17 protein-coding genes and 1 riboswitch are annotated in these 19,434 nt (G+C 57.9%); of the genes, 12 read left to right on the top strand and 5 right to left on the bottom strand.

Features of this window, described 5'->3' with window-relative positions; genetic code table 11:
• Positions 1 to 24 precede the first annotated feature (24 nt).
• Both AC2D8U_RS11620 and crr read left to right on the top strand, forming a co-directional pair.
• Positions 25 to 1,683, top strand: coding sequence for a putative PEP-binding protein (locus AC2D8U_RS11620; protein ID WP_484619215.1), 1,659 nt, complete (start codon positions 25 to 27; stop codon positions 1,681 to 1,683).
• 55 nt (positions 1,684 to 1,738) lie between these two features.
• Positions 1,739 to 2,248: a PTS glucose transporter subunit IIA gene (crr, locus tag AC2D8U_RS11615; RefSeq protein ID WP_484619214.1), complete on the top strand. Its 510-nt coding sequence runs from the start codon at positions 1,739 to 1,741 to the stop codon at positions 2,246 to 2,248.
• Positions 2,249 to 2,251: 3 nt separating this feature from the next.
• Here crr and AC2D8U_RS11610 read toward each other — a convergent pair whose 3' ends face one another.
• Positions 2,252 to 3,163 (bottom strand): DMT family transporter, encoded by a 912-nt coding sequence (locus tag AC2D8U_RS11610; RefSeq protein ID WP_484619213.1) that lies wholly within the window; start codon positions 3,161 to 3,163, stop codon positions 2,252 to 2,254.
• A gap of 74 nt (positions 3,164 to 3,237) precedes the next feature.
• Positions 3,238 to 3,411, bottom strand: a riboswitch (FMN riboswitch).
• Between the two features lie 196 nt (positions 3,412 to 3,607).
• Between AC2D8U_RS11610 and AC2D8U_RS11605 the strand changes: the two genes are divergently transcribed.
• From AC2D8U_RS11605 to AC2D8U_RS11585, 5 genes are all read left to right on the top strand, one after another.
• Positions 3,608 to 3,961 carry an ArsC family reductase gene (locus tag AC2D8U_RS11605; RefSeq protein WP_484619212.1) on the top strand — a complete coding sequence of 118 codons (354 nt, stop codon included), beginning with the start codon at positions 3,608 to 3,610 and terminating at the stop codon, positions 3,959 to 3,961.
• Entirely contained in the window at positions 3,951 to 5,102 is a 1,152-nt protein-coding gene (gene dapE, locus AC2D8U_RS11600; protein WP_484619211.1) for a succinyl-diaminopimelate desuccinylase, read from the top strand. The genes AC2D8U_RS11605 and dapE overlap by 11 nt, the downstream gene beginning before the upstream one ends.
• Positions 5,096 to 5,764, top strand: coding sequence for a M15 family metallopeptidase (locus AC2D8U_RS11595; protein ID WP_484619210.1), 669 nt, complete (start codon positions 5,096 to 5,098; stop codon positions 5,762 to 5,764). The genes dapE and AC2D8U_RS11595 overlap by 7 nt, the downstream gene beginning before the upstream one ends.
• A 76-nt stretch (positions 5,765 to 5,840) precedes the next feature.
• A complete protein-coding gene (locus tag AC2D8U_RS11590) occupies positions 5,841 to 6,503 on the top strand; it encodes a helix-turn-helix transcriptional regulator (RefSeq protein WP_484619209.1) in 663 nt (220 codons plus the stop codon).
• A 105-nt stretch (positions 6,504 to 6,608) separates the two neighbouring features.
• Positions 6,609 to 8,921, top strand: a complete 2,313-nt coding sequence (locus AC2D8U_RS11585; RefSeq protein WP_484619208.1) for a hypothetical protein — start codon at positions 6,609 to 6,611, stop codon at positions 8,919 to 8,921.
• A gap of 135 nt (positions 8,922 to 9,056) precedes the next feature.
• Here the strand turns inward: AC2D8U_RS11585 and AC2D8U_RS11580 are convergent, their stop codons facing one another.
• The 3 genes from AC2D8U_RS11580 to AC2D8U_RS11570 form a co-directional block, all read right to left on the bottom strand.
• Positions 9,057 to 9,596 (bottom strand): isochorismatase family protein, encoded by a 540-nt coding sequence (locus tag AC2D8U_RS11580; protein ID WP_484619207.1) that lies wholly within the window; start codon positions 9,594 to 9,596, stop codon positions 9,057 to 9,059.
• Between the two features lie 144 nt (positions 9,597 to 9,740).
• Entirely contained in the window at positions 9,741 to 10,115 is a 375-nt protein-coding gene (locus AC2D8U_RS11575) for a group II truncated hemoglobin (RefSeq protein WP_484619206.1), read from the bottom strand.
• 449 nt (positions 10,116 to 10,564) lie between these two features.
• Positions 10,565 to 11,404 (bottom strand): 23S rRNA (adenine(2030)-N(6))-methyltransferase RlmJ, encoded by an 840-nt coding sequence (locus AC2D8U_RS11570; RefSeq protein WP_484619205.1) that lies wholly within the window; start codon positions 11,402 to 11,404, stop codon positions 10,565 to 10,567.
• Positions 11,405 to 11,994: 590 nt separating this feature from the next.
• Between AC2D8U_RS11570 and AC2D8U_RS11565 the strand changes: the two genes are divergently transcribed.
• Both AC2D8U_RS11565 and AC2D8U_RS11560 read left to right on the top strand, forming a co-directional pair.
• Positions 11,995 to 13,539 (top strand): sulfatase family protein, encoded by a 1,545-nt coding sequence (locus AC2D8U_RS11565; RefSeq protein WP_484619204.1) that lies wholly within the window; start codon positions 11,995 to 11,997, stop codon positions 13,537 to 13,539.
• A 172-nt stretch (positions 13,540 to 13,711) separates the two neighbouring features.
• Positions 13,712 to 15,163 carry a UDP-N-acetylmuramoyl-L-alanyl-D-glutamate--2,6-diaminopimelate ligase gene (locus tag AC2D8U_RS11560; RefSeq protein WP_484619203.1) on the top strand — a complete coding sequence of 484 codons (1,452 nt, stop codon included), beginning with the start codon at positions 13,712 to 13,714 and terminating at the stop codon, positions 15,161 to 15,163.
• Between the two features lie 316 nt (positions 15,164 to 15,479).
• Here the strand turns inward: AC2D8U_RS11560 and AC2D8U_RS11555 are convergent, their stop codons facing one another.
• Complete coding sequence (locus AC2D8U_RS11555) at positions 15,480 to 15,611, bottom strand: hypothetical protein (RefSeq protein WP_484619202.1); 132 nt, start codon at positions 15,609 to 15,611, stop codon at positions 15,480 to 15,482.
• Positions 15,612 to 15,946: 335 nt separating this feature from the next.
• Between AC2D8U_RS11555 and AC2D8U_RS11550 the strand changes: the two genes are divergently transcribed.
• The 3 genes from AC2D8U_RS11550 to AC2D8U_RS11540 all read left to right on the top strand — a co-directional run bounded on the left by AC2D8U_RS11550 (position 15,947) and on the right by AC2D8U_RS11540 (position 19,297).
• Positions 15,947 to 17,446 carry a glycerol-3-phosphate dehydrogenase/oxidase gene (locus AC2D8U_RS11550; RefSeq protein WP_484619201.1) on the top strand — a complete coding sequence of 500 codons (1,500 nt, stop codon included), beginning with the start codon at positions 15,947 to 15,949 and terminating at the stop codon, positions 17,444 to 17,446.
• Between the two features lie 103 nt (positions 17,447 to 17,549).
• On the top strand, positions 17,550 to 18,164 hold the full coding sequence (locus tag AC2D8U_RS11545) for an HAD-IB family hydrolase (RefSeq protein WP_484619200.1): 615 nt from the start codon (positions 17,550 to 17,552) through the stop codon (positions 18,162 to 18,164).
• A 710-nt stretch (positions 18,165 to 18,874) separates the two neighbouring features.
• Entirely contained in the window at positions 18,875 to 19,297 is a 423-nt protein-coding gene (locus AC2D8U_RS11540; protein WP_484619199.1) for a hypothetical protein, read from the top strand.
• Positions 19,298 to 19,434: the final 137 nt, after the last annotated feature.

Here is a 19,434-nt window from a genome sequence, read left to right as displayed (position 1 = left end):
GGCATATCCAAGGAGTGACTGCCGATGTCCAAAGTCTTTACCGCGACTCCCATCAGCCCTGGCGTAGCCCTGGGCCAGTTACTCCCCTGCTCTCATCAGAGTTCGGCACAAGCTATGGTCGATCCTGCCCCCCTGCTCCAACAAGAGTGCCTGGCAATCGATCAGTTGCTGGATCGCCCGGATCTGGATCTGGACCAACGCTATTTGCTGGAGGCCGATCGGCTCCTACTCGGGGATCCTGAACTGCTGGGGGAGCTCAAGCAGGCGGTGACTCAGGGCCAAAGCCTTTTCCAGGCAATAGAGACCCTGTTTACACAGCACAGCCAGGCGCTGATTGACATGGACGATCCCCAGATGCACAAACGGGGACGAGATCTGCTACGTCTCGGCCAGCGCCTGGCTCGCCGCAGTCGAGGGGAAAGTCTGGTATTACCCCACCAACTGACCGAACCGACCCTGCTGGTGGTACCGGATCTCACCGCCGCAGAGTTTATTCAGCTACCCAAGACCCAATTGGCCGGCCTGGTGCTGGCCAACGGTACCAGTACGGATCACGTGGCAATCCTGATGCGAGGCGCCGGACTTCCTGGCCTGGTTCTGCCCGATGCCTGCAGCAGATTGACGCCATCCACCGCCCTGCTTGACGGAGATACAGGCCAGTTAATGTTGGCCACCAAGGCGGAAGATCAGCCCCTGTTTCGGCAAGCCCTGCTCCAATGGCAACGCCGACAAAGCGAGTATGACGCCCTGCTGGCCGAATCGGCCGAAACCGGGGATGGAGAGCGGATCTGGCTCGGGGCCAATATCGGCTCGGTCGAAGAGGCACGGGGCGTTAGCCAGTATCACCTGGATGGAGTAGGCCTGCTCCGCACTGAGTTTCTCTATATGGCCGAAGGGGGCTGGCCTACTGCGGAGCGTCAACTCAACCTTTATCAGGCCATCGCCGATGAACTGGACGGCAAACCCCTGGTGATCCGCAGCTTCGACTTTGGTGCAGACAAAAACCTGCCAGGCCTGGCCCAGCAGGAACCCAATCCGGCCCTAGGGGTCCGTGCTATCCGTCTTGGCCTGCAACAGCCCCAACACCTGAAAAGCCAGTTTGAAGCGATTATTCGGCTGGCAATGACCTATCCGGTCAAACTCATGCTACCGATGATCAGCCTGGTGGAGGAGGTAGAAAGGCTTCTGGCCCTGCTCGATGAGGTAAAACAAGCCTTGGGACTGTGGCCCAAACTGCCCGTTGGGATCATGGTGGAAACTCCGGGAGCCGCCATGAGCCTGGATCTGCTCGGGCCCAAACTGGATTTTGCCAGTATCGGGACCAATGATCTGACCCAATACAGCCTGGCCGCCGATCGCCTCAACGCCCGGATCGCGCCCCACTACCCGGCATTGAGCCCACCGATGTTACGCATACTGCTCCGGATCTGCCACGATGCGCATGCCTGCGCTCTGCCTCTCTCCATCTGCGGCGATCTGGGCTCCGACCGACGCGCCATCCCTTTGCTGCTGGCAATGGGGCTCCGCCGTTTCAGTATACCCGCTGCCCAAGCTGCTCCCCTCAAACACCAGATCCGCCGCTACCGTGCCAGCCAAGGCGCTCTGTTATTGACCAAAGCACTGGCCTGCCCGACTCAGGAGGCGCTTCACAGGGTGTTAAGCGATTGTATCAACGCCGGATAATCAGCTACCATTGGATAAACCTCTAAACTCCAACAATAAAATGCAGGTCATGTAAATGGGTTTTCTCAGCAGACTACGTAGGATAATCGCCAGCCGGGAGATGCCGGTGGATGGTGTCGACATCCTTGCCCCGGTGTCCGGCCGCATCGTTGCCATCGAAAAGGTCCCCGATGTGGTGTTTTCCGAAAAGATCGTCGGCGATGGGATCGCCATCGAACCCCGAGGTAACCAGGTGGTCGCGCCAATTGATGGCACCATAGGACGCCTGTTCGATGCCAATCATGCATTTTCGCTGGAGTCCCCCGTGGGACTCGAACTGTTTGTCCATTTTGGCATCGACACCGTCGAACTGGGGGGGACCGGTTTTAAACGGCTAGCGGATGAAGGTCAACAGGTCAAAGCGGGTGACCCGATCCTTGAGTTCGACCTTGATTATCTAAAGGAACATGCCAAGAGCACCCTGACCCCTGTGGTGATCGCCAATATGGAGGACGTAGTAAACCTGGTTAAACAGGAGGGGGAGGTCGAAGCCGGAGTCACTCCGATCCTCAGGGTGGAGCTCTAACGGCTAGCTCGCCGCCAGGACACCTTGCCTGTCCCGTCCCTTTCGGCGGTTTTCCCGCCGGATCAGGAATAGCGTAGCCCCTATCAGCAGAGCTCCGCCCAGCCAAAGCTGGCCTGGAGGCGCTGCCCCCATGACGTAGTAACCCACCAAGACATTGAGCGGTAGCTTCGCCAGATCAAAGGGTTGGATATAGGCTGCTTCCGCACACTGATAGGCCTTAGTCAACGCCAACTGGGCTATTCCGGTCAACACCCCCACCAGCAGCAACAAAGGCCACATTTGCGCCTCGGGCCAGGCCAACACCGGGGCCGCGACAAAGGCATTGAAAGGCAAGGTCAGCGCAAACAGGTAGAAGACAACCGTAGTGGGACTCTCACCTTGCTTGAGCTGTGACTTGGTGATCAACGAATAGGTGGCCCAAAACACCGCCGCCACCACAGGTAACAGCGCCGACAGGTGGAACGTCTCGCTCCAGGGAGCCAGGATCATCATGGCACCGATAAAACCCACCCCGGTGGCCACCCAGCGGCCACTGTCCACCCGCTCCTTGAGAAACAGCGCCGAGCCGAGAGTGACAAACAGGGGGGAGGTCATCAACAGCGCGATGGCCTGCCAGATCGGTACCGGATAGGCCATCGCCCATAGCCAGAACTGAATGCCGGCAACCGCCACGGCGACCCGAACGATGTGCAGGCCCAATTGGCGAGTCTGCAGGCTGCGGATCATCCCTTGGCGCGCCATCCAGGGCAGGAGGATCAGGGTAGCAATGGCATACTGGTAGAGTGCCACGTTGGCAAAGGCAAAGCCCATCACAAAGGCCACCCATTGGTTGGCACTGTTAATGATGGCAAACGCCAAACCGCTGAGTAGCATCCAGAGGGCACCCTGCAACGGAAAATGAGAGGACTGATCCATGAAACAACTCCAAACAACTTCGTGGATCAGGACAGATCGCGGCAACAGCCGTCCCCAAAGGGTGCGGGCGGGATCGCGTTCTCTTTCATCCGGACTGTCACCGTCGGCTCCGGAATGGCTTGTTCAGCAAGCGTCACCGGATCTGCTGTCCCCGATCCAAGGATCGGGCGCTCGCGGGCTTATCACTCTGGCCACTGGCCCGGGGACTCACCGCCGGTAGGGAATTGCACCCTGCCCTGAGAATCGATACTCCCCGACGCACGGAGAGTTCGGCCATTGTACGTCCGCATGCCGCACGACCTCAAGATCTGGTGCCCGTCCGGCACGACAGCCCGGACCGAAACAGAGAAAAAATCCAGTTTTCAACAGTGCCTTGCCCACTTGTCCCCCCACTGGGGGGGTGTCACAATGCCTGCTCAGAATATCCCTTCCGGAGTAAGCAGGATGATCCTCTACGGCATCAAGAGTTGCGATACGGTTCGCAAAGCACGCAAATACCTGGCGCAGCAACAGTGGAAGCATGAATTTCACGATTTTCGTGCCGATGGCCTGGATGAAACCCTGCTGGGCCAGTGGCTCGAGTGGGTCGGCTACAAGGTGCTGATCAACACCCGCTCCACCACCTGGCGCAACCTCGATGAGGCCGACAGGACCGATCTGAACAACCAAAAGGCCAAGGCCCTTCTGCTGGCCCACCCTACCCTGATCAAACGCCCGGTACTGGCCGCTGGCAACCATATCCTGGTGGGCTTTAAGGCCGCCGATTATGATCGCTGGATCACTCAATATGGCGAGTAAAGCCAACGCGCTGGGCAGCGATGTTCTGGCCCTGGCTTGCGACCTGATTGGCCGCCGCTCGGTCACCCCGGAAGATGCGGGCTGTCAGGAGATGATGGCTGACCTGCTGGCTCCGCTGGGTTTTGATATCGAGTCCATGGTGTTTCACGACACCACCAACCTGTGGGCCCGACGGGGGACCCAGGGGCCGCTGTTCTGTTTTGCCGGCCACACGGACGTTGTCCCTGCCGGAGACGAAGCTCAGTGGCATACCCCCCCCTTTGAACCCACCATCCAGGATGGCATGCTGCATGGCCGAGGGGCGGCCGACATGAAAGGCTCCTTGGCGGCTGCTCTGGTGGCGACCCGGCGTTTTGTCGAAAAACATCCGGATCATGCCGGCAGCATCGCGTTTCTGATCACCTCAGACGAAGAGGGGCCCTTTATCAACGGTACCGTCAAGGTGATAGAGACCCTCGAGGCCCGCAATGAGAAGATCGACTGGTGCATCGTCGGCGAGCCCTCCAGCAGCGAGCGCCTGGGCGATGTCGTGAAAAACGGTCGACGGGGCAGCCTGACCGGCAATCTGCTGGTCAAAGGGGTACAGGGCCATGTGGCCTACCCCCACCTGGCGAGTAACCCGGTACACCGGGCCGCCCCGGCCCTGGCTGAGCTGGCTGAAACCGTGTGGGACCAAGGCAACGACTTCTTCCCCCCCACCAGCTTCCAGATCGCCAACATTGCCGCAGGCACGGGTGCGCCCAACGTTGTCCCCGGTACCTTGTCGGTGCAATTTAACTTCCGCTTCTGTACCGAGAGCCATGCCAATGTGCTCAAGGTAAGGGTGCAGGAGGTACTGGATCGATACGATCTCGATTACGATCTGGACTGGATCCTCAACGGCGAGCCGTTTCTCACCGATCACGGCGAACTGCTCGACGCCACCCGCTCGGCGATCCGCGAGATCACCGGCTATGACACGGATCCTCAAACCAGCGGCGGTACCTCAGATGGCCGCTTTATCGCCCCCACCGGGGCGGAAGTGATCGAGCTTGGCCCCTGTAACGCCACCATCCACAAGATCAACGAGTGCGTCAGCATCGCCGATCTGGATCAATTGGCCCTGTGCTATGAGCGGATCATGGAGAAGTTGCTGTGCTAAGAGGGGACGCGCTACTGGGCCTGAGCGATGGTCATCTGGTGCCGTGCCAGGGACAAAAACTGGAGCGCCGCACCGCCCGCGCCTTTGAGGCCCTTCGCGAGGGCGCAATGGCCGCAGGATTTGAGCTGGGCCTGTGCTCAGGCTGGCGCTCTTTTGAGCGTCAACTGGCGATCTTCAATGGGAAGGCACGGGGTGAGCGTCCCCTGCAAGACGCCCAGGGAACTCCCTGTGATGTCCGCATCATGAGCGACGCCGACATCCTGGATGCCATCCTAACCTGGTCGGCACTTCCCGGCGCCTCCCGCCATCATTGGGGCACGGATCTGGACATCTATGATGCCCGTCGGGTGGCCCGGGATGCACTGCAACTGGAGCCCTGGGAGTACGCCCAGGGCGGCCCCTGTCATGAGCTGCATCTGTGGCTGGAGGAGCACATGGCAGAGTACGGCTTCTTCCGTCCCTACCGGGAGGCACTCGGGGGAGTCCAACCTGAGCCTTGGCACTTGAGCTATGCACCCATCGCCACCCCAGCCCTGAGCCAGTTCGATTGTAATGCCTTGGCCAGCCAGTTGGAACAATCGGACCTGGCACTGAAGGAGAGTATCCTGGCGCAACTGCCCGGGCTGGTAGAGCGCTACTGTTTTCGCATAACGATGCCCTAAATTCCAACCGTTTAGCACCATACTGTCCACCCGGCTCAACTATACTTACAGCCCATTAGGGTAATGCGGCGGCGGTATGAGTATTAAAACGGCCTTGGTTTTGGATCGCTCGCTGAAATCTTTGCCGATACAGGGCGCCATCGGCCAGCATCCTGACTTTGTGCTCGTTCGGCAATTTCACAGTCACCTGACCATTAAGCATCCGGAGCGATGTTTTCGCCATCTGGATCTGCTCATCGTGCAGCAGGATTTCTATTCTCGGGAGCAGCTCTGGACCCTGTTCCTGTTGCTGCCAGAAAACACCAAGATTCTGCTGCTGGGGCGCCAACCCGATCTGGCCCAGATCCAATCTCTGCTGTGCCTTGGCCTGCGCGGTTGGCTCACGGGTCGGGAGGGACATACCGAACTGAGTCGGCTTAAGCAGGCGCTATATCAAGGGGAGTTATGGCTACCCAGGGTCCTCGTCAGCCGTGTGCTCAAGAACGCCCTGAGAGTCTCCACGCAACATCATGCCGATCCCCATACGGCATTGTGGCAATGCCTGACCGAACGCGAGCAGCAGATCAGTGAGTGTGTGCTTCAGGGGCTTTCCAATAAGGAGATCGCCCATCAGCTGACCATCAGCGAGCGTACCGTCCATACCCACCTCTCTGCCGTCTTTCATAAACTGGGCCTGCATCGTCGAACCCAGCTCAACCGGGTGCTCAATCAAGGCACTCTCCCCTCCTCCAATATCTAAGCACTTCCCTCTAGACCTTTCTACCTAGGTTTTCCTACCGATACCGCCAATGGTCCGACCTCCCTACGCTTAACTACAGGTCTACCCAACGCTCTGAGGTGACTTATGAAAACCCGGAAATTATGGCCATTAAGCCCGGTCGCGGCCGGTGTAACTTTGTGCTTTATCGGTTTTTCCCTTCAAGCTTACGATGCGCCTCCTCTGAAGGGAGCGATATTCACCACCACCCCCGATGGTGCCATCGTCAATGAGAATGTACGTTACGCAAAAAAAACCGATGTCTTCTTAATTGGCGGCCCCAACCCCAGCGCCCCCAATCGGGCCGCTGCCCTGCCCGACGGCTGGTACTACTTCCAGATCACCGATCCCGCCGGTAAGTGCCTGCTCTCATCAACGCGTGACCACAGCAATAAGGAGGGTGGAACCTGTAAAAACGGCTTTAATGCCGAGCCCTTGGAATGCCGCAAGTTCAAGGTCGAAGCGGGTGTGATCACCCTGATCGACGGGATCCCGGATTACTACGATGTGGGCCATGGTGCGAAAGCAACGACGGAGAGTTGTGCCCACGTGCTCAATGATGGCGATGACGGCGGAAAAGTCGCAGGCATGTATCCCTTTGCCGATACCCCCAACCCGGGCGGCGTCTATAAAGCTTGGGCAGCCCCTGTGGATGATGTACGCAGGGCCTGTGGTATAACAACCCCCTCAGCGGATCCAACCGACGAACAGCTTGGCGTGGAAACCGGTGAGAACTGCCTTGGCCGATTTGGCTTTATCTCAGCCGAATCCAAGACCGACAACTTCAAGGTCAAAGAACGCAGGGCGATGAACGCCGTACTTGGGTTCCGTAACTATCACGATGCCAACCTCAACTGCCGTTTCGATCCCCACGATGAAAGCTATGTCTTTGGCTGGGAATACGGCATCGACGACTCGGTCAGCCGTCAGACAGGTAAATTTACCCGGGTTGAGGACGATGCCGGCGATCTGCCACTGATGGTCGAGGCGTCGGGACTGCTCAATCAGATCTGGTCACTGGACCAGGCCCACTGGTTGCTGACCGAAGACCTCAATTTGCAAACCCGTGCCATCACCACGTCGGCCATGGTGCATAAATACCTGCCCTACCCGGACAGTGAAGACGTTGGCCTGCTCGATGCCAACCAGCTTGCTCGATTCCAGATGGAGATGTTCTGTCCTCCAGCACAGGCGTTTGATACGGGTAACGACCCCCTGACCGCTCGGGAACTCACCGACTTCCTGCCCGCCAACTACCTCACCCCAAGTGACAATCAGGATCCGCAGGCCGTGATCAGCATGGGCGAGTTTGGCTTTGCCACCTTAACGGTTAGGAAAGTCTTTGATATCAATGGTAACGGTGTGGCCGACAGTGGCGAACCCCCGATCCAGAACTGGACGGTCACACTCAGCCTGGAGGATGATCTGCTGCAAAGCAACGGAGGCCCGGTGCCCGATACCATCAAGGATGGTGGCCCAAATGACGCACTGTTTCACCAGCTTGCCGCACAATTTGCCGATCAGGGGATTGCCGTCACGGATCCTATGATAGAAAACGGCGATGTCGTCCGACAGACTGGCAGTAATGGCGAAGTCACCTTCCACCTGATCCTGCCCAGCGAAACCGTCTACGACGGAACCGGCTTCCATATCTTGAGTGAAGAGCAACCCGCCGGATGGGTAGCCACCAAGGCAACCTCAGTCAACCTCTCTGTAAGATCAGAGCTGACTCAAGGACCGAACCCGCAGATCCAAGGGGTGATCTATCCGTTCGACAGCAATGGGTATCGCCAGTATCAAACCCGCATCACCCAGCACACCTTTACCAACGTGTGTTTTGATGAAGCCGACTTTGATACCAAGGGCTACTGGCACAATAAGAATGGTTTGGCCGAACTCACCACCGCCGATCGGGACCATGTCAATGGGCTGCTGCCCTACAGTGCCCCAAGCAGCTATTTCGGTAACGGCGACGAGCCCTTCAATGGCCAATACTCAGGTGGCGCCGATGTCGCGGCCGCCTTCAACAATGATGACCACAGTCTCATCTGGGGGGCCGGCACCTGGCAGGCCGAGATCTCTCACTTCCTGGTGGATGCCAATGCCACAGGCGATCCCAGAGAGCAACTGGCCCAGCAACTCCTGGCCTTTATCTTTAACGCCTGTCATCGCCTGGGCCACTGCAATAGCGGCACCCTGATCTACGTGAACGGTGGCTATATCGCCGCCAGCGACTTGATCACACAGGCCATCAACGCCTGGGCCAGCGGCACGGATGCGCAAAGGGTCGCGATCAAAACCACGCTGGACAGCTTGAACAACAATGACAAGGTGAAGATCTCCGTACAGAGACCGGAGGATTGCCCACTCAACCCGAAACCGTCGGGCAGTGGCCGCTAAGCTGAGTCCATGTTCAATGCAAACAAAAGAGGCTCAAGGTTGAGCCTCTTGTTTATGCCCTTGGGCTCGAATCACCTGACTCGTCCCCCACTCCCACAACCTCTATGGCCACTCGAGATCAGCGATAAAACCCTGCTACTTCACCAACGCCAGGATCCGTTTAAAAGCGGGATCATCACAACGTTCCAACAGCTCAAACAACGCCATCTCCACGCTGCTCAGCCGTGCTCCCAGACTCCGCATTTTTTCCAATCCCAGCTGATAGTTGGCATCGGTGCGGGCAGAGATCCCATCGACCACCAACTCCACATCAAAGCCCGCCTGCAACAGTGCCGTCGCCGACTGGTAAACACACACATGGGATTCGATCCCACACAACAGCAGCTGATGTCGCCCACTGTCGGCCAGGGCCTTCATCAAAGCCGGCGCACCTTCAACACCAAAGCTCACCTTCTCAAAACGGGGATGGTCTCTGAGCAGGCTAGCCAGCTCGGGGTGGGTCGGCCCCAGCCCCTGGGGGTATTGTTCAACCCAGAAGATGGGGATCTCCAGTGCCTGCATCCCCTGGATCAGGATCTGCAGACGGCGGATCAACCCAGGGGCATCCACCATGCTCAGGGCCAGTTTTCCCTGAACGTCGATCAGCACCAACGCCGCATTCTGTCGAGTCAACATCCCTTGCTCCTTGCTTCCCATACTGGCTTGAGGCTAGGTAAAGATCACCCTAAGCGCAATGCCAACGGTCGATACAAAGTAGCTTAAAACAAGGGGCTTACTCAGGCTTTGGGCGACCACCCAAGGCTTTGGCTGAGGATAAGATCAGACGTTACGAAGAAAATCCGCAATGCGGTAAAACGCCGAGCTGAGCTGCTCTCGTTCCAGTGTTGGCAACGCCATGTCAGCCAGGGCCTCTGACATACACAGGAGCCATTGATCCCGCGCCGCTTCATTGAGGGCAAAGGGCGCATGGGCATCGGTCAGGCACATGCTGCCGGTCCGTTCGCTAAAGCCTTTGGGGCCACCGAGCCACTCGCACAGATAGAGGGTCAGTGCATTGCGCACCCCATCCAGACTCTCGCCATGCATGGCGCGAATGGTGCTGGCCCGGGGATCCCGCTCCATCACATCGTAGAATCGATCCACCAGGGCGCGTACGCCCGCTTCTTCACCCAGGCTAAGATAGGGACTGTTCATGACTTGCACTCCTTTGTCGTCCTTCAACTCGCGTTATACCTGATCTGACCTCTAGGAAAAAGTTTATTAAAATCAGATTTAAACGCTTAATCGCTGCTCTGGTTGAAGCGCAGAACCATTGAAATTCCCCCCTACGACCATCTGCCGTCAGCGCCCCCAAGATCACCAAACAGTAATTTGCTCGTCACACTGGTGACATGCTCCGGTGAGAAGTTAAAGCACAACAGCCTGGCAGGCTGTTTCCCCTGTCCCTGGGGTAACCTCTCATCGTTGTCATTTGCCCCACTCTTCGCAGTGGGGATTTTTTTGCATAATCAGGAAGGCGTTACTCCCCTCTTGAACGGCTCAGTCTGGAACTGCGCGCCACCTGAGATCACCGCAACCGCCGGTAAGAAACCAAAACGGGAGATCAAAGATCTCCCGTTTTAAAAATGTCTCCCGTGCCGTGATTACTCGGGGACCAACCAGTCCACCTTGAAACGGGCCTGGGGAGACTGGGCCAATCGCTTGGTCAGCCAGGGCAACAGCTCGTTCATCTGCTGCTCCAGGGTCCAAGGAGGGTTGATCACTATCATGCCGGAGCCGGTCATGCCCCGCTCATTACTGTCACCCAGGACGTTCAGTTCGATCTGCAGGATCTTACGCACGCCGGATTGCTTCAGCTTACGCTCGACGGCGTCGATCTCCTGGCGATACACCACGGGATACCAGATCGCGTAGGTACCGGTCGCCCAGCGCTTAAGCCCCGCCAGGACCCCTTTGACCAGATCATCATATTCGGTTTTCAGCTCATAGGGCGGATCGATCAACACCACACCACGCCTCTCCTGAGGAGGCAAGCTGGCCTTGAGCCGCTGGTAGCCGTCCTCCTTGAAGATCTTCACTCGACGGTCCCGGGCAAACTCCTGCATCAGGCGAGGGTGATCGCTCGGGTGCAGCTCGGTCAACACCATACGATCCTGCTCACGGATCAGGGCATTGGCCAGGGCCGGACTGCCGGGATAATAACGAAGCTCACCATTGGGATTGAGTGCTTTAACGGCTTTCAGATAGGGGTGTAAGGTTTCGGGACAATCCTGCTGCCACAAACGGCCGATACCATCGACGTATTCACCGGTCTTTTCGGCATGGTCATCTCTGAGATCGTAACGTCCCGCCCCCGAATGGGTATCGTGGTAGACAAAAGCTTTGTCTTTGCCCTTCAGGGACTGAAGGATCAACGCCTGCACGGTATGTTTCAACACATCCGCATGATTGCCGGCATGGTAGCTATGGCGATAGGAAAGCATCTGTGGTCACTCAAAAACGGACAAGCCTGCCATTATCGCTCAACTTGGAACAAAAAGCCCCGTGACGGAAGCGCTTTTTGCTTTCCAACGTCCCAACGCGAATATCCAGCACATAAAACGGTCAAAAAAAAGCCCGGCTCTAAGGATCCGGGCGGTGCAAAAAGCAGCATCTAAAGGTTGATAGCCCACTGTCGAAGCCATAAAGACTGGGGCAGTGAGGGAGTCGAGTGCGGCAGTCACCCGGTTCCTGTGCATGTTTCCTTACCGATCTGCCATGGCCAAAGCAAGACCCCTCTATGCTGCGGAGCAGGCCCATCAGTAGGGAACGCATTCACACATTCATCCTACTGAAAAAAAACGAAACTGACACTTCATTACATACGTATTCATGGATTTTGTCGCCGCTCACAGGCCGGAGTAAAAAACTGAAAGTGTTAAAGATCCCCCATTGGACCCTCTATATATTTTGCTCCAACGGCAGGCTTCGGCACTGCCGTGGTGCCCAACAAAGATGGGAGGTGACATGCTGCACGCGCTGAGCTCACACCATGCTTCTCACTTGGGTATCCCACTGACACGATGGAATAACAATGAAAACTCAAACTTCCCTTTTGATCTCAGCCGCTCTGGTTGCGAGCCCCTTGGCCTGGGCCCAACCCCAGCCAGCCAATATTATCCTGGTGACCGCCGACGATCTCGGTTACGAGGCCTACAGCCTGTTTGACAACGAACTGCCTAACCTGACCCCGAATATGGATGCCTTCGCCAATGCCGGGGTACAGTTCGAGCACGGTCACGTCAACCACTCCATTTGCCAGCCCAGCCGGGGCGTGATGGCCACCGGGATGTACTCCACCACCTCGGGGATGATGGGGTTCATTAAACTCAAACGCGATCTGCCTACGGTCATGGAAACCCTGAGTAATAATGGCTACCGCACCGGGGTCCTGGGTAAGGTGCCCCACTCCTCGCCGGATATGAACTATCACTGGGACTACGCCTACGACGCCGATGATCTGGGTTCTGGCCGCTCTCCGACTCTCTACGCTCAACGTACCCTGGAGTTTATCAAGCAGGCCAAAGAGGCCGATCAACCCTTCTATCTGATGGTCAACTCCCACGATCCACACCGGGTCTTCTACGATCCAGAAGCCTCCCGCCTGGATCTGGAAGAAACCCCAAGCCGACTCTACACACCGGACGAGGTCACAGTGCCCTCCTACCTGCCGGACTACCCTGAAGTTCGCCTGGACCTGTCCCACTACTACAACTCGGTACGCCGCCTGGATGACACCTTTGGTAGGGTGATGGAGGCCCTGGAGATCTCCGGCCAGAAAGACAATACCCTGGTGATGTTTGTCTCCGATAACGGCTCACCTTTCCCCTTTGCCAAGGCCAACACCTACCTGGCTTCGACCCGCACCCCCTTCTTCGCCCAGTGGCCCGCCGGTCAGCTGAAGAATGGCCGCGTGGACCGTGAGCACATGGTCTCCACCGTCGATCTGGCTCCCACCATGCTGGATGCCGCGGGGATCGCACCTCAGGATCATATGGATGGCCGCTCCCTGCTGCCGCTGTTACGGGGCCAATCTCAAGAGGCTCGTGACTTCGTCTTTGCCCAGATCGACTACAAGATCGGGGGGCCTGCCACCCCGATGCGTGCGGTTCAAAGCAAGGAGTTCGGCTACATCTTTAACCCCTTTACCGGTTTCTCCGAGTTTAAAGTCGGCTACGATCGCGCCACCATCGCCCTGATGGAAAATTCCGGTGACGAAGAGCAGATCGCCCGCGCCAAGCACTTCCGTCAGCGTACCCTCGAAGAGTTCTACGATCTGCGCACCGATCCCGGCAGCACCAATAACCTGATCGATCACCCGGAATATCAGGCAGAGATCGCCCGTTACCGCGCCGAACTGGCCAACTGGATGACCCAAACCGAGGACCCAGTACTGGCCATCTTCGAGCAGCGTGACAACCCACAGAAGGTGCTCGAGATGATGGAGAGCCACTATCCAAAGAAAGAGAGCCTGATGCCACAAGCTCAGTTGGATAAGCTTCGCGCCGAGCATGAAGCCCGACGCAAGGCCCAGGCCGAGGCCCGTAAGCTACGCCTGCAAGAGCAAAAAGCGCAATAACCCCAAAGCCCCGGCAAACACCGGGGCTTATTTTACCCAAACCCACTCAGCACCATTTCGCCGCCATTGAACGCTAGTACTGCCATACGGTTATAGGGTATAAGGACGAGTTTGGTGCCACGCTGTCACCATCTCTCCCTCATATCCCAGCTAAGTGTGTCACCGCTATCCCATGATCCCGCAAATCGAAACCCAACTCGCCCAACTCCACAGCCTCAACCTTCGTCAGTTTGCCACCGACAGCCGGGCGGTGTGTCCTGGTGATGTGTTTGTCTGCCGCCAGGGCCTGTCCAGCGACAGCCATAGCTTTGCCGCCCAAGCCGTCGAGCGGGGCGCCGTCGCCGTGATCGCCAATCGTCCGCTGGTTCTGCCGGTGCCGGTACTGCTGACCTCGGAATACCTGGCCAGCCTGACTCTGATCAACCGTTTCTACGGTTACCCCCAGGACGCCATGACCCAGATCGGGGTGACCGGCACCAATGGCAAGACCACGGTGGCACACTGCCTCTACAGCCTGCTGGGGCAGTTTGCCCCAAGCGCCTACACCGGCACCCTGGGCTGCGAGTTTGCCGATCGGCACCTGCCCATGCTCAACACCACGCCGGATCCCATCACCCTGCTCAACGCCATGCAGCAGATGGTCAAACAGGGTGTGCGTCATCACGCCATGGAGGTCAGCAGCCACGCCCTGTGTCAGGACAGGATCGGCGTAATCAACTACGACATCGCCGTCTTCACCAACCTGGGCGAAGATCACCTGGACTACCACGGCAGCCGAGCCGCCTATCAGCAGGCCAAGCTGCGTTTGATCGACCGCCTGAATCGCGGCGGCTGTGCGGTAGTGAACCTGGATGATCCCATGGGAGCCGCCATCATCGAACGCTGCCGGGGTAAGGCCAGGGTGCTGACCTTTGGTTGCCAGGAGGAAACCGCCGATCTGTACGCTCGCCAGATCCACGCCGATCACCGGGGCAGCAGGTTCGAACTGCACTACGAGGGACAGATCTACCCGGTCCATTCCCCCCTGCCGTTCGATTACAACGTTGAAAATGTCCTGGCTGTACTGACGGTCATGGTTGCCCTGGGTATTGCGCCCCAGGATGCCGTGGCGGCATTGGCAAGACTTGAGTCGGTGCCAGGGCGGGGGGAGGTCCGCCAGCTGGAGAATGGTGCGACGGTGATCATCGATTACGCCCATAACCGGGACAGCCTGGCCACCCTGTTGGGCCATGCCCGGCGCCAGTGCCAAGGACAACTCTTTACGGTAATTGGCGTCACCGGAGATCGCCTAGCGGATGCCGAGGCCATCGGGGAAGTGGTTGGTGCCCTGTCGGATCACCTGATCATTACCAATGACAATCCACTGGGCATCGCTCCTGAGTGCATCGCCCAGGCGGTTGCCCAACGAGTGCCAACGGAGCGATATGAGTGGCAACCCGAGCGGGCGGAAGCGATCCGTAGAGCGGTCCATCGCCTGGGCCCCGCTGATCTCTTGGTCCTGGCAGGCAAAGGCCATGAGAAATACCAATATATGAACGCAGACAAACGCCGGGCCGAGCCCTACATGGGCGATCCGCGAGCGGTAGAGTTGGCCGCTGCAGATCTGGCCTCACAGCACAGGTAAGCTTTACCCTGTCGCGCCGGCAAGGTGGTGCAGGAATAACATAAAGGGCAGGATAGCTGGTGGTGTCTCACGAGGGAGAAACACTCCAGCAACGCGATTCGATACGAAAACGGCTCAGGGCTTAGAGCGTCGATCCGAGGCAAGGCGATCAGCCAGGGCATCGATGGCCCTATCGACCCAAGGGCTGATCAAAGGCACCAGGAGTGCCGAAAGCATCAAAGATAAGATCACCATAAAAATTCCCCTTTCGCAGCGCAGCCTCGCCCGCCACCTCATTCGACTTTAGTCGAATAAGAGTAGCACTCACAAAAGGGATCTACTCATCGATTTTTTCACCCGTTCGCCGCTCAATGGCATCACTCAGCCATGCCCAAAGCCAGGAAAGCAGGGGGCGCACCAGGCGCGTCAAGGGAATAGCCAGCAAACACAGCAGTATCGCTTCAATCATACTTTAACTCCTGCCGTGATCGGCGAATGGGGGATGAGCCCGAATGGGCGGCGCTATCCTAACAGTCGAGGAATGGGAAAGGAATGATGAAAAAACCATCAAAAGATAAAAAGTCCATTTAACTCGGCATAAGCCACTGTTCCCAAGCCCTCTCGTGTCGATGAGATGGATCATGCGCCCCTTTCTAGCCCCCTCTCGGCACGCCAAGGTCGTTCGCTGGCCTAGCTCCCACCCCAACCTGAGCCGGGGCTATCGAGACCGCCCGTATTTCCCAACGCCTCGCCGAGAAAGCACTAAGATTATGGATATAAATCAATAGATTCTCATGAGGTCGCATGTCCGGATCCAGTCGTGCTCCCAGCCTGAGTCGAGCGGTGGCAAACAGTCATGAGCAGATATCACGCTCTCCCCAGTTTGATCTTATCGTCATCGGTGCCGGGATCACCGGAGCAGGGATCGCCCGGCAGGCGGCACGCCAAGGCTGGGAGACCTTGCTCCTGGAGCAGGGGGATTTTGCCTCGGGAACCTCCAACTTCAGCTCAAAAATGATCCATGGTGGGCTGCGCTACCTGGCCCAGGGCCAATGGCGACTTACCCTGGAGTCGGCCCGCGCCCGAGAGCGTCTGGCCCGACGCTGGCCCGATCTGATCACCCCCGTCCCCTACTACTACCTCTATGACGGACGGCAATGGGCGGAACGCTGGCGGCTGACTTTGGGCCTCTGGTGCTATTACGGGATCTCCGGGGCCTCCTTCGGCCACAGACCACGCGATCTCGCTCCGAAGCAACTGGCACAGCATCTGCCGAGCCTACCCCTTGCCTCCTACTGGCGAGCCGGGCGCTACTATGACGCGCTGTGTGACGACAGCGCCCTGGTACTACGTACCCTGCAGGAAGCAGTGCAATATGGCGCCCAACTTTGTCACTATACCCGGGTCGAACGTCTGCTTCAGGGCAAGCAGGGGATCGAGGGGGTTCAGCTGGACGATGGCAAGCGGTTACAGGCCAAGATGGTGATCAACGCCACCGGCGTGTGGGCCGATGAGCTCAGCACCATGCCCGAGGGATTGCGGATCCGGCCGCAACGGGGAAGTCACCTTATGTTCAAAGCCAAAGATCTCCCCCTGCCCGGGGCGATGACTCTCCATCACCCCGACGATGGCCGTATCGTGTTTTGTTATCCCTGGGCCGGGAACAGTGTGGTGGGCACCACGGATCTGGATCATCTGGCGGACAAAGGAACACAGCCACAGATGAACCGCGCCGAGCAGGCCTACCTGCTCAAGATCCTGCCGATGCTGGGGATCCCTGAGCCGCCCCCGCTGCTGGCCAGCTGGTCCGGACTGCGCCCGATCCTCACCGCCGATGGGGAGGAGCCCGACCCCTCGGCGGCCAGCCGAGAACACAAGGTCTGGCAGCAGCCCGGTCTTGTCAGCGTCACCGGTGGCAAACTCACCACCTTTGTGGAGATGGCCGAGGAGACACTGGCGCTGGCCGAGACCCAGGGGCGTTTACCCACTCCCCGTCTCCAGCCCGACCATCCTCTCAATGCAGCCCCCTTCGTTGGCCTGAAGTGGTTCGGTGAGAGTCAGATCAGTGAACAGGAGCTGTGTTACTGGGCCGAACACGGTGCCATCGTTCGATTGACCGATCTCCTGTTACGCCGCACACGACTGGGCTGGGTCCTGGGCCATGAACTGGCACAGCATCAGACTCAGATCCAGCAGCTGTGCCAGGACGCCTTGGGCTGGCCGGCCTCCCAGTGGCAGCAGGAGTGGGAACACTACTGGACTCACTTCGAACGCTACCACTTTCAAGGTCAGGATCCTGACTGAAACCCATCAGGCCGATCACGGTTGCGAAGGCGATGATAACTGCCCTTGCCCAAACTTCGACTTCATGATGAGATCGGCGCCTTCACACTGGAATCGATATTTCATGGCCCTGGCACTGTTTGACTTCGACGGCACCGTTACCCACACGGATGCCTTCTCCCGTTTCTATTACCAACACGTCTCTCGACGCCGTTTGTTGCCCGGCCTGCTCCTGCTCTGGCCTCTGCTACTGGCCCACAAGCTTAGGCTGATCCCCAGCCACAGGTTGCGCCCCCTGGTGGCCTGGCTGGGCTTCGCCCAAAGCAAAGCCGAAACCTTACAAAAACGGGGTGAAAGCTTTGCCAGGTTACAGCTGCCCTCTCTGCTGCGTCCCGAGATGATGCAGCGCTTGTATTGGCACCAGGCCCGGGGAGACAGAGTGATACTGATCTCCGCTTCGCTGGATCTCTACCTGCGCCCCTGGTGTGAGCAGATGGGAATAGAACTGCTGTGCTCCGAACTCGTCATGAAGTCCGGCCGCTGCACGGGTCAATATCGATATGGCGATTGCAGCCGGCAACAGAAGCTTGTCCGCCTCAGGGCCCTGCTCAATCCAAATGACTACGAAGAGATCTATGCCTATGGCGATACGCCAGAAGATGCCGCCATGCTCAGCATTGCCCACGGCGGCCTGTATCAAGGACGACCATTCGGTGCACTGCCTCCTAAAGCTCCCTAGCTCGTGGCTTTACTGGCCCTGATGACTCATCACCGACCTCAAGCTGGCTTGCTCCCCATGTCAAGCTCTCCTACCCTGAAAGTGGTACCTGACTGAGCGTACCGAGCCAGCCCAGTGTTAACCGGCTCATAGGGCGTGGCCATCGTATCAGCGAACAAGGAGGTCGACATCATGCACAGATCTGGCCTGCCACCCCTAATGATCCCCATTCCAGTTCGGCTCTCCCTTCCTTCGGGAAAATCTGGCAGGCTCAGTGTTCTGCACTCCGCGCCAGGGGCGCCCCTTTTTAAGCCTGACAAGGTAACGGCAACAACGGCGATCTGGGTATCACCATGAAGCCACGCCATCAGTTCAGCCTGGCCACCACTCTCTGCGCAGCCCTATTATCGTTCCTGCTCTCCTCCATGGCCCCGCTGCTGATCTGTGGCTTAATCCTGTTTGCTGCCGCACTCTGGTGGCAAACAGCAAACCGCCTTCCTTCCCCCTCTGCACCCACGCAAAATGCCCCCCCCTTGACCCATGAGGATGACGACCACCAGCCAGCCCAAAACCGCCAGCCATCGACAAAGGCTGATAGCGAAGATCCTGCTCACCTTGTGATCCTTGGAGAGACTCACAAAATAAGCCTGTTTGAACTCAAGCAACAGCCGAATATGTCTGCAACGATCCAGGTCACCCTATCTCGACTAACAAGGCTGAAAAAGCTCTCAATGCAAACCCAACTGCTGGCGCTCAATGTCATCATGGAGGCCGCCCGCGCTGGCGAGGTTGGTCGCAGGCTCGATGCAAAGGCCCGGGAGAGCCGCCGACTCGCCCGTGAAGCTGAGGAGTTCAGCAGCACCCTGGGCAAGCAGCTTAATCTGGCCATTCGCCTCATCACCATAACGGCACCTCAATCAGACCAGCGAGCGGCATTGGATACAGCTCAACTCCTCGTCGCCCGCTACGATATCGATACACTCACCACAAATCTAATCACCCTCAACAGTGAGCTAGGTCACGAACTCAACAACATAGCTCTGAGCCATGACGCCCTGAAAGCGCAGATCAACCAGGCTCAACGCCTGACACAGGACGAGCAGATTGTGCCCCAACACGCTGCGCAGACTCCCGAGCCGGAACGGGATAGCTAGATAAATAAATTTAATTAAAATCGCCCGCCAGATGATCCCGTCCATCTCCCTGGCTAGGCCAGCACTTCTCAGGAAATCGCTGAAATTTAGCTATAAAAACCACTAAACCGAGCAAAGATCAAATCGGTCTGACCAAT

The sequence above is a fragment of the Ferrimonas sp. YIN67 genome, from assembly GCF_057219095.1.
The sequence above is the reverse complement of the archived record's forward strand: the minus strand, read 5'-3'. Positions and strand labels throughout refer to the sequence as shown.

Excerpts from the sequence above, each read along its gene's own strand:
- AC2D8U_RS11570 (WP_484619205.1), bottom strand. The coding sequence starts at position 11,404 with ATGCTTTCCTATCGCCATAGCTACCATGCCGGCAATCATGCGGATGTG.
- AC2D8U_RS11610 (WP_484619213.1), bottom strand. The coding sequence starts at position 3,163 with ATGGATCAGTCCTCTCATTTTCCGTTGCAGGGTGCCCTCTGGATGCTA.
- AC2D8U_RS11565 (WP_484619204.1), top strand. The coding sequence starts at position 11,995 with ATGAAAACTCAAACTTCCCTTTTGATCTCAGCCGCTCTGGTTGCGAGC.
- crr (WP_484619214.1), top strand. The coding sequence starts at position 1,739 with ATGGGTTTTCTCAGCAGACTACGTAGGATAATCGCCAGCCGGGAGATG.
- AC2D8U_RS11545 (WP_484619200.1), top strand. The coding sequence starts at position 17,550 with ATGGCCCTGGCACTGTTTGACTTCGACGGCACCGTTACCCACACGGAT.
- AC2D8U_RS11605 (WP_484619212.1), top strand. The coding sequence starts at position 3,608 with ATGATCCTCTACGGCATCAAGAGTTGCGATACGGTTCGCAAAGCACGC.
- AC2D8U_RS11620 (WP_484619215.1), top strand. The coding sequence starts at position 25 with ATGTCCAAAGTCTTTACCGCGACTCCCATCAGCCCTGGCGTAGCCCTG.
- AC2D8U_RS11580 (WP_484619207.1), bottom strand. The coding sequence starts at position 9,596 with ATGTTGACTCGACAGAATGCGGCGTTGGTGCTGATCGACGTTCAGGGA.
- AC2D8U_RS11590 (WP_484619209.1), top strand. The coding sequence starts at position 5,841 with ATGAGTATTAAAACGGCCTTGGTTTTGGATCGCTCGCTGAAATCTTTG.
- AC2D8U_RS11555 (WP_484619202.1), bottom strand. The coding sequence starts at position 15,611 with ATGATTGAAGCGATACTGCTGTGTTTGCTGGCTATTCCCTTGACGCGC.
- AC2D8U_RS11560 (WP_484619203.1), top strand. The coding sequence starts at position 13,712 with ATGATCCCGCAAATCGAAACCCAACTCGCCCAACTCCACAGCCTCAAC.
- AC2D8U_RS11585 (WP_484619208.1), top strand. The coding sequence starts at position 6,609 with ATGAAAACCCGGAAATTATGGCCATTAAGCCCGGTCGCGGCCGGTGTA.
- dapE (WP_484619211.1), top strand. The coding sequence starts at position 3,951 with ATGGCGAGTAAAGCCAACGCGCTGGGCAGCGATGTTCTGGCCCTGGCT.
- AC2D8U_RS11575 (WP_484619206.1), bottom strand. The coding sequence starts at position 10,115 with ATGAACAGTCCCTATCTTAGCCTGGGTGAAGAAGCGGGCGTACGCGCC.
- AC2D8U_RS11550 (WP_484619201.1), top strand. The coding sequence starts at position 15,947 with ATGTCCGGATCCAGTCGTGCTCCCAGCCTGAGTCGAGCGGTGGCAAAC.
- AC2D8U_RS11540 (WP_484619199.1), top strand. The coding sequence starts at position 18,875 with ATGCAAACCCAACTGCTGGCGCTCAATGTCATCATGGAGGCCGCCCGC.